Below are 13,997 nucleotides of genomic sequence, written 5' to 3'. Positions count from 1 at the left end.
GTATTCGGATTATGCTCATGTACGAGTACCCGCTCATCGAGGCGGCCCGACGGCCGTCGCCCCCACCAACGACGACGGGACAGACATGAGCGATGAGAGCCCTCCCGCAGGCACCCCCGTCCGCCGCGACGGCGAGGCGACGCCGACGCTGCTGCTCGTCCACGGGTTCCTGGACGACGCCACCGTCTGGGACGGCCTCGTCAAGGCGGTGGCGGGCGCGGTGCCCACCGTGCGGTACGACCTCCCGGGATCGGGTGGCCGGGCGTCCGAGCCGCAGGACATGGACGAATTGAGCCTGACCCTGTTCGCCGGCGAGGTCGCCTCCGTCATCGACGCGATCGAGGGGCCCGTGGTCGTGATGGGCCAGAGCATGGGCAGCCAGGTCGTCGAACTCGCGGCGGCCGCACGGCCCGACCGGGTCGCCGGGCTCGTCCTGCTCACCCCGGTCCCCCTGGGTGGGACGCATCTGCCGGACAAGGCCGTCGCGCCGTTCCGGGCCCTCGGCGGGAACCCGGAGGCGGAGCGCGCCGTCCGTACGCGGCTGTCTCCCGCCCTGGACGGCGACGCGCTGGACAGGCTGGGCCGCGCCGGCAGGCTGGTGCCCGCCGCGGTGGTGGCCCGATATGTCGACATCTGGAACAATGGGGTCGCGAAACCACCGGGGACGAGCGCGTACGGCGGCCCCGTCCTCATCGTCCGCGGCGGCGAGGACGGTTTCGTCACGCACGAGGTGGTCATCGGCACGATCGCGCCCCGCTTCCCCGGCGCGCACGTCGCGACCGTCCCCGGCGGCGGCCACTGGCTGCACGTGGAGTTCCCGGCCGTCCTGGCCGCCGAGATCCTCGCCTTCCTGCGGACCCTGGACGCCAGTGATGCGGCCTCCGGCTGGCGCGGCGGCTTCGCCTCGCAGTCCGCGAGCATCTTTGCCGCGCGGTTCGCCGAGGACGTCGTCCTGGAGGCGAGTGCCCTGGTGCGCCCGATCGCCGGCCGCGAGCTCGTCGCCACGGTCCTCGCCACCGCCAGCGCGATCTACGAGTCGCTGGAGTTCATCGCCGAGGCGACCCAGGGCACCACGACCTACCTGCAGTGGCGGGCGACCGCGTTCGGTGGCCTGCCGATCTCCGGTGTCACCGTCCTGGAGAAGAACGCCGACGGCAAGGTCACCCGTGCGGCGATCCACCACCGGCCCCTCGGGGCGGCGCTGCGGTTCTCCGCCGCGCTCCGCGACCGGCTGGCCGACACCGTCCCGTCCGCCCACTTCTTCGCGGGGACCGCGGAGAGCGCGGAGAGCGCGGAGCCGGATCCGCACCGGGGGAAGTGATCGCACCATGTTCGAGGACCGGGAGCACCCATGAGCCGTCTGCACGTCGTCATCGAGGAACACGTCGCCGAGATCGTCCTGGACCACCCGCCGCAGAACCGCATCGACGAGCGGATGGCCGACGAACTGCTCGCTGCGGTCGAGAAGGCGGAGTCGGCGGGCGCGCGGGCGGTCGTCGTGCGCGCGGAGGGGGCCGACTTCAGTTTCGGTGGCGACATCGTGACCTGGCCCGACCTCGACACCCGGCAGTTGCGGACGCTGTTCGAGCGGTACATGTTCGCCTTCAACCGCTTCGAGCAGCTTCCCGTACCGGTCGTCGCGGCGGTGGGCGGCCTGTGCTTCGGGGGCGGCTTCGAACTCGCCCTGCGCGCCGACGTGATCTTCGCCGGGGAGGGAGCCCGGTTCGGGCACCCGGAGCAGACCCTCGGCATCGTCACGCTCCTCGGCGGGATTCACCGTGTGGCGGCGCGCGCGGGCCGTGCCCGTGCCTATGAATGGGCGCTGACCTCGGAACGGGTTCCCGCCGCCACCATGGCCGAGGCCGGCGTGGTCAACCACGTGGTGCCCGACGGCGAAGTCCTGGAGACCGCACGGGCGTTCGCCCGCAAGGTGGCCGCGGGACCGACACGCGCGCACGCCGCGCACAAGGCGCTGCTGCGCCTCTGGGACGCCGGGGGCGTGAAGGCCGCGGACGACGCGATGTTCGACATCGCGATGCCGCTGTTCGAGACGGGGGACGCGACGGCCGGACTCGCGTCGGCGGTCGCCGCCTTCAAGGCCGGCCGGCCCCGTCCGGCCGTCGACTTCCGGGGCGAGTAGCCGTCCCCGGCGAGGACGGCTCCTCGGGAGCCCCTGCGGCGGTTGCCAGAGGTGAAGGCGATAGGCTCTTACATCTGTCCGGTGGAAGCGAGGAGGAGGACGAGATGACAGCGGTCCGATGGCCCGCCTCCGCCCGCTACGAGGAACCCGAGAGCAGCGCGCCGGGCGGCCTGGGCTTCGTCCAGGACCTGCTGAACACGGCCAGCCTCGGCAAGCCGCGCCAGCCGGACCTGCTGGAGTCGGCCGATGCGGCGCGGCAGTGGCTCCGCACGTCCGCCGCCGTCCTCCACCAGGTCGACCCCGGCGCCCCGGCGATGCCGGACGGCCTGGACCCCGACCGCCTCCGGGACGTCGTGTCGTTCCGCGACGACCTGCGCGCCCTGCTGTCCCCGGGGCCCGCCGAGGGAACCCCGGAGACCGTTGCCGTCCCCTCGATCGGGACGACGGCCGCCGTCACTCTCGGCCCGGGAGGCGCGCGGCTGAGCGCCCAGGGGGACGACGTCGAGGCGCTGCGCTCGTACGCCCTGGTCCAGTTGGTGGCGGCCTCGTACGGGGGGACGCTGCGCCGGCTGAAGGTGTGCGCGAACCCGCGCTGCTGCGGTGCGTTCTACGACCGCTCCAAGAACTGCTCACGCGTCTGGCACTCCGTCACCACCTGCGGCAACACCCAGAACGTACGGGCCTACCGGGCCCGGCTGAAGGAGCGCGGGCTGTCCTCGGCGCCGTGACGGCCGGGAAGGCCTCAGTCCTCCTCGGGCCCGACGGTGACGAAGCCATCGGTCCACGTCGTCGTGTCCACGTCGACCGGGCAGACCTCCAGCTCGCCGAGGCGCGGTCGGGGCAGGGCCGTCGCCGCGGCCGCGTCGGCCCCTTCCTCCGTGCGGAAGGCCCCGAGGATCCGCACCTCCTCGCCCCGGCCGGAGTCGGGCAGCGTGAGGAAGAGCAGGAACACCTCCGCGGGGAGGCGGTGCTCCGCTCCCGGTCCGGCGGGTCCGTCCGGTCCTGCCGGTCCGTCCGGGTCGACTTCCACCGGCTCGATGCCGAAGCCCTCGGGAAAGTCCGTGAAGCCTGGGAGTCGCCCGGCGGTGGCCCGCGCCCGCGCGGCCTTCTCCCGCGACGAGTAGATCCCGATCAGCTTGAAGTCGGAGCTCCCGTCGTCGAAGTCGTGAAGATGGATCAACGCGTGCACCGCGGCCATGGGTCCCCCGTCCGTCCCGATCCGAGTCGCCGCCACCCTATGACGACGCGCCTGCCGGGAAGAGCGTGACGGCCGCGCCCCACAGCGCGCCGGGGTTGATGCGGTCGGGGTGCAGCGCCAGCATGGCGTCGAAGAACTGCTGCGCGCCGTCGGCCTCCGGGAGCAGCCGGCGGGCATCGCGCAGGTAGGAGCGGGTCTCCGCGATCTGCCGCGGCGCGTCCGGCGACCTCGGGTCCTTGTGGCCGGCCACCACGGCACGGGGGTCGAGCCGTTCCGCGAGGTCCAGGGCGGCGAGCCAGCTGTCGATGCCGGAGATGCCGCCGGACTCCGTCAGGTAGGGGTGGACGCCGTTGTAGACGACGTCGCCGGCCACGAGCAGACCCAGGTCCGGCACGTGCAGCATGGTCGTCGCGTCCGTGTCGGTGCGGCCGGCCTCGACCGGCACCAGGCGGTGGCCCTCGATCTCGAAGCCGTCCGGGCCGACCGGCACCGCCTCCACCGTCCCCTGCGGGATCTGCCCGGGGAACACCGTCTCCCAGAACGACTCACGGAAGGACGGGGCCGCCTGCGCGGCCATGACGCCGATGGTGCCGGGCGTCGCCCGGACCTCGGCGTCCGGGAAGCGCTCCAGGAGCGGTACGGCGCCGAACCAGTGGTCCCCGTGCCCGTGCGTCACGTAGACCGCGACCAGCCGTCTGCCCGACGCCGCGATCCAGTCCCCGACCGCCGCGGCCTGATCGGCCGTCATGGGCGGGTCCACGAGCACCGCGTCACGCTCGCCGCTGATCAGGGTGGAGGAGATCGGGGACCACATGCGCGGGCTGCCGTCGGGCAGCGGCCCGCGCCCCGACTGGGGGATCTGCGGTGCCACCGACACCGCGTAGGACAGGGCCCTCTTCATGCGTGCGCTCCTCTCCAGGCGATGTCAGAAGCAATCGTACTTTGATTATGTCGCGCGCAGGGATCGCCGCTCCCTTCGTTGTCGTCACCTGTTTGACGGGTGTCGCGCACGACTGCAATGATCTCGTCACCACCTGAAAGGGTGACGATCTGCGGGCGTCTGGGGCGCCCGCATCGGAGAGTCGGCGCAGTCGTGTGCCAAGAAAGGCAGAATCCGCAATGTCAGTCGTGCGTTTCCACCTGAACTCCTCGCTCGGCCCCTCGGACGCGCTGGCGGTGCTGACCGACTTCGGCCCCTCGCGCGCCGAGAACTGGCCCACCATCGACGCCGTCACCGTCCACGCGATCGGCGACACCTGGGCCGAAGTGACCGAGGGGACCACGTCCGCCTGGGAACGCGCGCGCTACGAGTGGGACGCCGAGCGAGGGCGGGTCACCATCACCACGCACGAGTCGAAGGTCTTCGGGCCCGGCGGCGGCTGGGTCTTCCAGCTCACCCCCGAGGGTGACGGCACCCGGATCGACGTCGAACTCACCCGGGAACCCAGCACCCTCAAGGGCAAGGTGCTCGCCGGGCTGCTCCCCGTGGCCGCCTCGTCCCTGCGCAAGTCCTACCGGCAGCCGCTCAAGGCGAGGTGACCCCCGCCCCGCCCGCGGCGCTGCCCCCTCCGCGCCGCGGGCGGGGCGCGCAGCCGCCCTGTCCCCTGCTCGACCGGATGGCCGGCACCCTGCTCGCGCCCGGCGGCCCCGGCCGCACAGCACACCTGGTAGCGACGGTCGTGCCCGCTCGCCGTGCGGCGCCCAACACCCTCGGCGGGGCCCCCTGGTGACCGCCGCCCGACGCGCGAGGGCGTGTGCCCCGTGCCACGATGAGCGGGACCGACGCCTTGCGTGCCGTACCCCTCACACACCGGACGGGCGATGAACTCCATGCGGGTGGCCCAGGTCTCCGAACCGGGCGGACCATTCGAAATCGTCGAGCGGGAACTCCCCGAGCCCGGCCCCGGCCACGTCCGGATCGCCGTCGAGGCCTCGGGTGTGTGCCACTCGGACGCCGGATTCGTCCACAACGCCTACCCGAACGTCAGCTTCCCTCTGGTCGCGGGCCACGAGGTCGCCGGCCGTATCGACGCCCTCGGTGAGGGCGTGCGGTACTGGTCGGTCGGCGACCGCGTGGAGGTCGGCTGGTTCGGCGGTCACTGCGGCCACTGCGTGCCCTGCCGCGAGGGCGCCTTCATCGACTGCCGGAACCTGCAGGTGCCCGGCTGGGCGTACGAGGGCGGGTACGCCACCCATATGGTCGCACCGGTCAACGCGCTGGCCCGGATCCCCGACGGACTGTCGGCCGTCGACGCCGCGCCGCTCGGCTGCGCGGGCGTCACGACGTACAACGCCTTCAGGAAGAGCATCGCCCGGCCCGGCGACCTCGTCGCCGTCATCGGCATCGGCGGCCTCGGCCATCTGGCGGTCCAGTACGCGGCGAAGTCGGGATACGAGACGGTGGCCGTCGCACGGGGCGAGGACAAGCGGGCCCTGGCCGTGGAACTGGGCGCCCACCACTACGTCGACAGCTCCGCCGGCGACACCGCCGAGGCCCTGCAGGCCCTCGGCGGTGCGACGGTGGTCCTGGCCACCGCAGCCAACTCGCAGGCCATGGCGGCGGGCGTCGACGGACTGCGGCCCGGCGGGGAGCTGATCGCCATCGGGATCGCCCCCGAGCCGATGCCGATCACCCCGAGCCAGATCGTCCTGACGTCCCGCTCGATCGTCGGCCACCCCTCCGGCACCTCGCGCGACGTCGAGCACGCCATGAACTTCAGCGCGCTGGCCGGGATCCGCCCGATGACGGAGACGATGCCGCTGGACGGCATCAACGACGCGTTCGCCCGCATGATGTCGGGGGCGGCGCGCTTCCGCATGGTCGTCGTCCCCTGAGCCACGCGGGTGCCGGGGTCAGCCGAACGGCCGGTCCGGGGCGCCCTCCACCCGGTGGACTCCCCGGGAGTCGTCCATCCAGGCGGCGCGCGTGCGCAGGAACGACACGTCCTCGCCCGACGGGTCGGCGCTGTCCCGGAGCCGTTCGCCCTCCGCGGGCGTGAGGCGGCTGTACCAGGACGTCAGGTCGTCGCTGCCGGCGGCCCAGTCGGTGTACTCGTGGAAGCGGTGGAACCAGAACGCCCGGCAGCCGGAGCACCGCAGCAGCGATTCCTGGTCGTGGGCCGATTCATGGAGCGTCCGCACCCAGACGAGCGCGGGCTCGGCGCAGCAGTCGATGCAACTCGGGGTCGCCATGGTGCCGATCCTCCCATCGGCCTGCTGCGATGCGACCGCGCCCCCGGGTGCCTTGCGGTGTGGCCGAGGACAACTCCTGTGAATTTCCGGGGCGGTTGAACACCACAGGCGCCCCCTGCGTATGAAGCGGCGGCTTGCTGTGTCAGGCCGTCACCCATCGGGCGCAGGAGGATTTCCTTGGGACGCAACACGCGCAGACGCGCAACCGGCACGCGGAGCGGCACTTTTGTGGCCGTCGCCCTGATGCTGGGAGGCGGGGTACTGGTCACGGCGAATGTCTTCGCCTCCGCGACCGAGGGTGACGCGAGCGGCACTCCGGACGCGCAGACGGTCTCCGCGGCGCCGCAGGCCTTCACTGTCGACTGCCCGGACGTGGGCAACGCGCTGACCTCGGTGCCGGACGGCGCGAGGGAGGACGTCGACAAGGAACTCGCCGCTCTGGACGGGCAGATCGCCGAGGCCTACCAGCGGCTGAAGGACACGTCGGCCGCCCAGCAGCAGGACGCCGCCTTCACCGACAACGCGATCCTGGGCCCGCTGAAGGAGAAGCGCGCCGCGACGATCGCGCGCATCCTGGAGGCCATCGACCGCGTCGGGGACCGCCCGCAGGGCGTCGAGGACCTCGCGGCCTGCGGTCTGCGCGCGCCCGAGACCCAGAGCCCGCCCGCCGACGGGCAGCCGACCGCACCGGCCGGGGACCAGAACAGCCAGGGGGCTCCGGGCGACCAGGGCGGGGGAGACCAGGGCCAGGCCGACCAGGGGGGCCAGGGCGGGAACGGCCCGGTCGCGGCGGACTACGCCGACATCATGAGCGTCCCCTCGGACGCGCCGCGCACCCCGCGGCCGTCGGACGCCTCGCCCGGCACGTTCACCACCGCCTGCGGAGTGAACGCGGGCGGCCTGTTCAACTCGGACAACATCATCGTGGCGCCCGGCGTGACCAACGGCGCCCACCACTTCCACGACTACGTGGGCAACCAGGCCAACAACGGCCTGGCCACCATCGACGACCTGGCGAAGGCCGACACGAGCTGCCAGGACCAGGGCGACAGGTCGTCGTACTACTGGCCCGTGCTGCGGCTGCAGAACGGCACCAAGGAGCGGGATGCCGACGCACCGGGCGGCGGCACCGAGGGCAACGCGGGTCAGATCGTCACCCCCAAGGAGGTCACCCTCACCTTCGTCGGCAACCCGCTGACCAAGGTCACGCCCATGCCGCGCCTGCTGCGCATCATCACCGGCGATGCCAAGGCGTTCGTCAACGGCCCCGCGAACGCGAACGCGTCGTGGAGTTGCACGGGTCATGAGGACCGGCAGCTGAAGGACAAGTACCCGCTGTGCCCCAGCGGCAGTGACGTGGTGCGGACCTTCCGGTTCCAGAGCTGCTGGGACGGACGGAACGTCGACAGCGCCAACCACCGTACGCACGTGGCGTTCGCCGACCCTGCGGGCAACTGCCCGCAGGGATTCGAGGCCATCCCGCAGCTGGTCCAGCGCATCGTCTACGACGTCGACGCGCCGAGCCTGGCGGACGGCGGGCGCAGCGTCCCGCTGTTCGCGGTCGACTCCTTCCCGGAGAACCTGCACAAGCCGATCACCGACCACGGCGACTTCATCAACATCTTCGACGAGAAGCTGATGCAGGAGGCGGCCGACTGCATCAACGAGGGCCGCACCTGCGGCGTCGGCGGGCAGCCGACCGAGGAGCCCTCGGACCAGCCGACGGCGTCGGAGCAGCCGACGGACGAGCCCCCGGCGTCCGAGGAGCCGACGCAGGAACCGCCCGCGTCGGACGAGCCGCCGTCCGGCACGGTGGCCGGCGGTGACGGCGGTGACGGCGGCGACAACGGGCAGAACCACGGCGGTCACGGCAACCATGGCTATGGCACGCAGCCTTCGACGGGCGCCCCGCAGGACGGGCAGCCCGGGGACGACGCACCCGGCGTCCCGGCCACCGTGACGCCCAAGGCCGACGCGACGCCCCCGGCGTCCCAGGGCGCGGGCGCGACGGAGGCCCCGGCGGCCGGGGCCCCGGAGGAGCACGAGCACCACGACGACCAGGCGGGCGCGGGTTCCGCCGGGCAGACCCAGGCCGCCGTGCCGGCCCCGAGCCCCGCGGGACAGGCCGGCCGGCAGGAGATCAGCGGCGGCCTCGCCAACACGGGGGCCAACCTGTGGCCGGCGGCGCTCGGAGCGGTCCTCGCGATCGCGGGATTCGTCCTGCTCCGCAGCGTGAAGCGCGGTTCCCGCTGACGGAGTCCTGAACGCCCGCGACCCAAGTCCCCCTGGCGCGTCGGCACATCGCTGCCGGCCCGCCAGGGGGACCGCCGCGTCCGACGACCTCGTCGCGGGGTTGCAGCGCCGACGCAGTGCGTCGCGTTCACCTGAGCAATGCCGACGTCATTCCCCGGACGCCGGCGCCGGACGGGCCTGGTGCCATGCGTGGGAGCACCCGGTGGAGCAGAATCGCTCCCGGCGGCGCTTGTCGGCCACTCCCAACAGGGCGACCAGCAGCCGGAATGCCTTCACGCGCTCGTCCTGCGGCAGATTGATGATCTTCGTCAGCTGCTCGGGCAGCCGCCCGCGTGTGATCAGGACGGCCGGAGTGTGCGTCGGCCGGATGCCGGCCAGACGCACACTTTCCGCGCCGTCCTCCACCGTCGCGCGGGCCTGAAGGCAGAACCCGCTGAGGTCCCGCAGTACCTCGAACTGCTCGTCGGCGGGCAAGCCGTTGAACCATTCGACCCCGCGTGCGAGTGGACGCAGTCCCTGCGCGAGTTCGTTCAGCCCGGCTGTGCGCTCGTCCATCGGCCCACCCCGTTGATTCGACTCGGACCCGCTGCCTCTGCGCCCATCGAAGCAGATCCGCGGCATGACCGAATTCCCGGTCCGCGCGCACGGATTCCGCGGCGCCCTACGTGCGGCCTGCGGCCAGGAGGCTGCCGCCGTGCACGGTCAACTCGCCCGCGATGACGGGTGCCGCGCGGGGCGGCGGTGCGGAAGGGTCAGGCGGTCGGCGTCCGCCAGATGACGCATTCAGTGCTCGGCCGGCGTTCGCTGAAGCGGCCCGAGGCGGAGGCCTCCCGCAGCAGTGCGCGCAGCTCGCTCTCGAAGTCGCCCCGGCGCGCACCGAACAAGTGCGGCGCCGAGTACGACATCGAGAACACCCAGGCGACGACGTCGTCGCGGGTGCGTTCAAGTGCCTGCCCGCCGGGGACGATCCGGCGCCGCGGGCCGCGGAACCCCGCGCGGGCCAGAACCGCGGCCTCGCCGCCGGGTGTTCCCTGGGGCAGCGTCCCCCGGCCGGCGCGCCGGACCGGACCGAGCCGGCGCGCGACCAGTTCCCCGATGGCCGCGTAGGGCACGGGCGGATGCGGGAGGCCGTCCAGCGGCCAGGACTCGTTCTTCGCGTCGGACACGTGCGCCAGCGCCCCGCCGGGCACGAGCATGTCCCGGACGGCGGCCGCCACCAGTTCCTGGTCCATCCAGTGGAAGGACTGGCCGAAGGCCGCGACGGTGAACGTACCCAGTCCCGCGGGCAGTTCCTCGGCGCGGGCGCGGACCCAGCGGGTCCTGTCGCGCAGGCCGAGTCCGGCGGCGCCGCGCTCGGCCTCGGCGATCATCCCGCCGTCCGGGTCGAGGCCGACGGTCTCACCGAACAGGTGCGCCAAGTCCAGGGCGAGGGTGCCCGGCCCGCAGCCCATGTCGATGAGGCGGCCGTGGCCGTCGAGCGCGAGTTCCTCGGCGAGGGCGTCCACCAGCCCGGGGGCGTAGGGGAGCCGTCCGCGCCGGTAGTACGGGGCGGATCCCGAGAACAGCGTGTCGTCCCATTCCCAGTCGGTTGCCGGCATGTCCGTCCACCGCCTCGACCGGGATCCGGGGCCACTCGGCTGCCGATGATTCCACCGCTGCGCCCGGCTCCGCAATCGCGCCGGCCGACGGGGTCCTCGTTGACAGGTCTGTGTCGGACCAGCATCATCATCATTCCACTAATCAGATAGCTAAATGGTGAAGCGGGTGGGCCGCACGCGGCTCGCCCGGAGAAACCCGGCGAAACCCGAAGAAACCCGAAGAGAGAGGCATGTCTTGGAACGCAAGAGACGAGCGACAGGAGCCGCGGTCGCCCTCGCCCTGGCCACCGCCCTGCTGAGCGGTACGCCCACGGTCGTCGAGGCCGCCCCCGCCGACGCGGGACCGGGCGCGGGACCCGGGCCGCTGCCGGGCACCGGCAGGACGGTCACCCTCGTCACCGGTGACAAGGCGGTCCTGGACGCCGACGGAAAGGTCGTCGGCATGAGGCCCGCAAAGGGCCGCGAAGGCACGGGGTTCCGTATATCCCGGGCCGCCGACGGGGACACCTACGCCATACCGGGCGACGCCGAGCGGCTGGTCGCCGACGGCACCGTCGACCGGCGGCTGTTCGACGTGACACGCCTGGTGGGTCTGGGGTACGACGACGCCTCGCGGTCCGATCTGCCGCTCATCGTCACCTACCCCAAGGGGCGGTCCCTCGCGGCGCGTTCGCTGTCCGGCTCCGGCGCGACGGTCAGCAGGGACCTCCCCAGCGTCAACGGCGACGCCCTGCGGGCCCGCAAGTCCGAGGCCGCGACCCTGTGGCGGACCCTCACCGGTGCCGCCGCGCCGACCGGCCGCGCGGTCGCCGCCGGCCCGGCCAAGGCCGCGAGGATCTGGCTCGACGGCAAGGTGAAGGCGAGCCTGGACCGCAGCACGGCGCAGATCGGCGCCCCCGAGGCATGGGCCGCGGGCTACGACGGCAAGGGGGTCACCGTCGCGGTCCTCGACACCGGGGTGGACGCCACCCACCCGGACCTGAAGGACCGTATCGACGCCCAGAAGAACTTCTCCGGCACGCCGGACACCGTGGACCATGTCGGCCACGGCACCCATGTGGCCTCGATCGTGGCGGGGTCCGGGGCCCGGTCGGGCGGGAAGTACAAGGGTGTCGCGCCCGGCGCCCGCCTGATCATCGGCAAGGTGCTCGACGACACCGGCGAGGGCGACGAGTCCGGCATCATCGCCGGCATGCAGTGGGCCGTCGCCCAGGGCGCGAAGGTGGTCAACCTCAGCCTCGGCGGCCCGGACAGCCCGGAGACCGATCCGGTCGAGCAGGCCGTGGACGAGCTGTCCGCCTCGTCGGGCGCCCTCTTCGTGATCGCAGCGGGCAACAGCGGCCCCGGCGCCTCCACCATCGGCTCCCCGGGCAGTGCTGCGGCCGCGCTCACCGTCGGCGCGGTGGACCGTGACGACACTATCGCTGACTTCTCCAGCCGCGGCCCCGCCGCGGACGGGACCCTCAAGCCGGACCTCACCGCTCCCGGCGTGGACATCGTCGCCGCGCACGCGGCCGAGGGCGTCGAGGGCGACCCGGCGGCCGACGGCTACGTCTCGATGAGCGGTACGTCGATGGCCACCCCGCACGTGGCGGGTGCCGCCGCGATCATCGCCCAGGAGCACCCGGACTGGAACGGCGAGCGGATCAAGGCCGTCCTCACCGGTTCCGCCGAACCGGCCGCGGGCGTCTCCGCCTTCGTGCAGGGCACCGGCCGCACCGACCTTGGCCGCGCCGTTGTCCAGCAGGTGACCTCGGGTCCCGCGCTGGGCTTCGGCATCGCGCAGTGGCCGCACGCCGACGACCGGCCCGTCACCAAGGAGCTCACCTACCGCAACGACGGCGACCGGCCGGTCACCCTCGACCTGGCGGCGGACGCGCGCGGGGACGACGGAAAGCCCGCCCCCGACGGCATGTTCACCGTGACGCCGCAGCGGCTCACCGTCCCGGCCGGCGGCACCGCGACCGCCTCCGTGACCGCCGACACCCGCGTGGGCACGGCCGACGGCGCGTTCGGCGGCGCCGTCACCGCGACCGCCGGGGAGACCACCGTCCGGACCGCCATCGGTGTCGACCGCGAGCCCGAGTCGTACAACCTCACGGTCAAGCACCTCGATCTGCACGGCAGGCCGACCGGCCTGTCCGCGACGGGTGTGTACGCCCTCGACGGCGACCTCTGGCAGGACTACTCCGACGACGCGGACGGCGAGTTCACGGTGCGGCTGCCCGCGGGGCGCTACGCCCTCGAAGGCCGCATCTACCCCGAGTCCGACCCCGCCGGCGGCCGGCTGTCGCTGCTGGTCCAGCCGAAGTTCGCGCTGACCCGCGACACGACCCTGGTGATGGATGCCCGCAAGGCCGAGCCGGTGCGCATCACGGTGCCCGACCGCGCCGCCGTGCACACCGGCGCCGTCTTCGACTTCGGCGTCGCGAACGGCGGATCCGGCTACATGTCCACGTACGACATCGGCGACTTCGCCAAGCTGCGGGTCGGGCAGCTGGGCGCCCGGCTGCCGGCCGTGGAGGCGTTCGCGCAGTACAACGGCACTTGGAGCCACGGCGCGGTGGACTACCGGCCCGCCTGGAACCGTACCGGCGACCTGGCCGGGTTCACCGCGAACCTTCGGCCGCAGGACTTCGCCAGGATCGCGCTGACCGTCGGCGAGCCCGCCGCGGGCAAGTCCATGAGCCTGGTCGCCGCGCCCCGGATGCCGGGCGACTCCTGGTACGCCGCGTCCGTGGAGGAGGGCTCCCTGCCGCGCGCCGGCACCGAGTACGTTCTGCCGGGCGTGAAGTGGCAGTTCGCCGTCTACCAGTCGGGCGCCCCGGACGCGTCGGGGGAGCCGCAGTGGGACGGCGGGCAGACCGACACCGCGGCCAGGTCCTACAGCGCGGGCAAGACGTACACGCAGCGCTTCAACTTCGGCGTCTTCGGCCCGCACCTGATCCGTTCGGGAGACCACCCGGCGGGCGCGACCCGTCGCGGTGACATTTTCACCGCCCGTGTGCCGCTCTTCTCCGACGGCGCGGGCCACGCCGGCGACTCGGTGTACAGCAGGGCCAGGAGCGCGCTGTACGCCGACGGCAGGCCGGTGTTCACCTCGGACGCGCCCCTGGACGGTACGGCGGCCACTCTCCCCGCCGGGCGTCGCACCTATCGGCTCACCACCGATGTCTCCCGCCCCGCCGCCCTCTCCGCGGTCAGCACCCGGGTGACCGCCGAGTGGACCTTCCGCTCCGCCCATGTGGCCGGGGACACCGGGAAATGGCTGCCGCTGTCGGCGGTGCGCTTCACGCCCCGGCTGACAACGGCCAGTACCGCCAGGGCGGGCGCGGTCTTCACCGTCCCGTTCACGATCGAGGGCGCGGCCACCGCGCGCACCGTGCGCTCCCTGCGGTTCGCGGTGTCCTACGACGACGGCAGGACCTGGAGGCCGGCCAGGGCCGTCGACGGCAAGCGGCTCGAACTGCGTCACCCCGCCCGTCCCGGAACCGTCTCGCTGCGCGTGACGTTCACGGACACCGACGGCAACTCGGCCAAGGAGACGGTCTACCGCGCCTACCGCACCACCAAGTAGGCGCGCAGCCGCCCCACTTCACGTGCGGGCCCCGGGCCG

The 13,997-nt window shown here is 73.0% G+C and carries 12 protein-coding genes; 7 read left to right on the top strand and 5 right to left on the bottom strand.

The window, feature by feature from the left end:
- Positions 1–85 precede the first annotated feature (85 nt).
- From ACIP9H_RS16580 to ACIP9H_RS16570, 3 genes are all read left to right on the top strand, one after another.
- Positions 86–1,321: an alpha/beta fold hydrolase gene (locus ACIP9H_RS16580; protein ID WP_401959563.1), complete on the top strand. Its 1,236-nt coding sequence runs from the start codon at positions 86–88 to the stop codon at positions 1,319–1,321.
- 30 nt (positions 1,322–1,351) lie between these two features.
- Entirely contained in the window at positions 1,352–2,140 is a 789-nt protein-coding gene (locus ACIP9H_RS16575) for an enoyl-CoA hydratase/isomerase family protein (protein ID WP_401583365.1), read from the top strand.
- A gap of 104 nt (positions 2,141–2,244) precedes the next feature.
- The gene (locus tag ACIP9H_RS16570; protein WP_401583363.1) at positions 2,245–2,868 is read left to right on the top strand and encodes a CGNR zinc finger domain-containing protein; all 624 of its coding nucleotides are present in this window, start codon (positions 2,245–2,247) and stop codon (positions 2,866–2,868) included.
- A 14-nt stretch (positions 2,869–2,882) separates the two neighbouring features.
- On the opposite strand, the gene ACIP9H_RS16565 is transcribed toward ACIP9H_RS16570, so the two are convergent.
- Positions 2,883–3,338: a hypothetical protein gene (locus tag ACIP9H_RS16565; RefSeq protein WP_401583362.1), complete on the bottom strand. Its 456-nt coding sequence runs from the start codon at positions 3,336–3,338 to the stop codon at positions 2,883–2,885.
- Positions 3,339–3,375: 37 nt separating this feature from the next.
- Entirely contained in the window at positions 3,376–4,239 is an 864-nt protein-coding gene (locus ACIP9H_RS16560; RefSeq protein ID WP_401959561.1) for an MBL fold metallo-hydrolase, read from the bottom strand.
- 218 nt (positions 4,240–4,457) lie between these two features.
- Here ACIP9H_RS16560 and ACIP9H_RS16555 point away from each other — a divergent pair, with 218 nt between their 5' ends.
- Positions 4,458–4,877 carry a hypothetical protein gene (locus ACIP9H_RS16555; RefSeq protein WP_401959559.1) on the top strand — a complete coding sequence of 140 codons (420 nt, stop codon included), beginning with the start codon at positions 4,458–4,460 and terminating at the stop codon, positions 4,875–4,877.
- Positions 4,878–5,159: 282 nt separating this feature from the next.
- The gene (locus tag ACIP9H_RS16550; protein ID WP_401583357.1) at positions 5,160–6,173 is read left to right on the top strand and encodes an alcohol dehydrogenase; all 1,014 of its coding nucleotides are present in this window, start codon (positions 5,160–5,162) and stop codon (positions 6,171–6,173) included.
- Positions 6,174–6,191: 18 nt separating this feature from the next.
- Here the strand turns inward: ACIP9H_RS16550 and ACIP9H_RS16545 are convergent, their stop codons facing one another.
- A complete protein-coding gene (locus ACIP9H_RS16545; protein WP_401959557.1) occupies positions 6,192–6,530 on the bottom strand; it encodes a hypothetical protein in 339 nt (112 codons plus the stop codon).
- Positions 6,531–6,773: 243 nt separating this feature from the next.
- Here ACIP9H_RS16545 and ACIP9H_RS16540 point away from each other — a divergent pair, with 243 nt between their 5' ends.
- A complete protein-coding gene (locus ACIP9H_RS16540) occupies positions 6,774–8,783 on the top strand; it encodes a DUF1996 domain-containing protein (protein ID WP_401583807.1) in 2,010 nt (669 codons plus the stop codon).
- A 147-nt stretch (positions 8,784–8,930) separates the two neighbouring features.
- Here ACIP9H_RS16540 and ACIP9H_RS16535 read toward each other — a convergent pair whose 3' ends face one another.
- Together ACIP9H_RS16535 and ACIP9H_RS16530 are read right to left on the bottom strand one after the other, a co-directional pair.
- On the bottom strand, positions 8,931–9,338 hold the full coding sequence (locus ACIP9H_RS16535; RefSeq protein ID WP_401583353.1) for a DUF5958 family protein: 408 nt from the start codon (positions 9,336–9,338) through the stop codon (positions 8,931–8,933).
- A 197-nt stretch (positions 9,339–9,535) separates the two neighbouring features.
- Positions 9,536–10,381: a class I SAM-dependent methyltransferase gene (locus ACIP9H_RS16530; protein ID WP_401959555.1), complete on the bottom strand. Its 846-nt coding sequence runs from the start codon at positions 10,379–10,381 to the stop codon at positions 9,536–9,538.
- 235 nt (positions 10,382–10,616) lie between these two features.
- On the opposite strand from ACIP9H_RS16530, the gene ACIP9H_RS16525 reads away from it, so the two are divergent.
- Positions 10,617–13,958, top strand: coding sequence for a S8 family peptidase (locus ACIP9H_RS16525; protein ID WP_401959553.1), 3,342 nt, complete (start codon positions 10,617–10,619; stop codon positions 13,956–13,958).
- The last annotated feature ends 39 nt before the right edge of the window (positions 13,959–13,997 follow it).

This window comes from Streptomyces sp. NPDC088732, from assembly GCF_044751205.1.
GTDB lineage: Bacteria > Actinomycetota > Actinomycetes > Streptomycetales > Streptomycetaceae > Actinacidiphila.
This window is presented reverse-complemented; position numbering and strand designations above follow the sequence as displayed.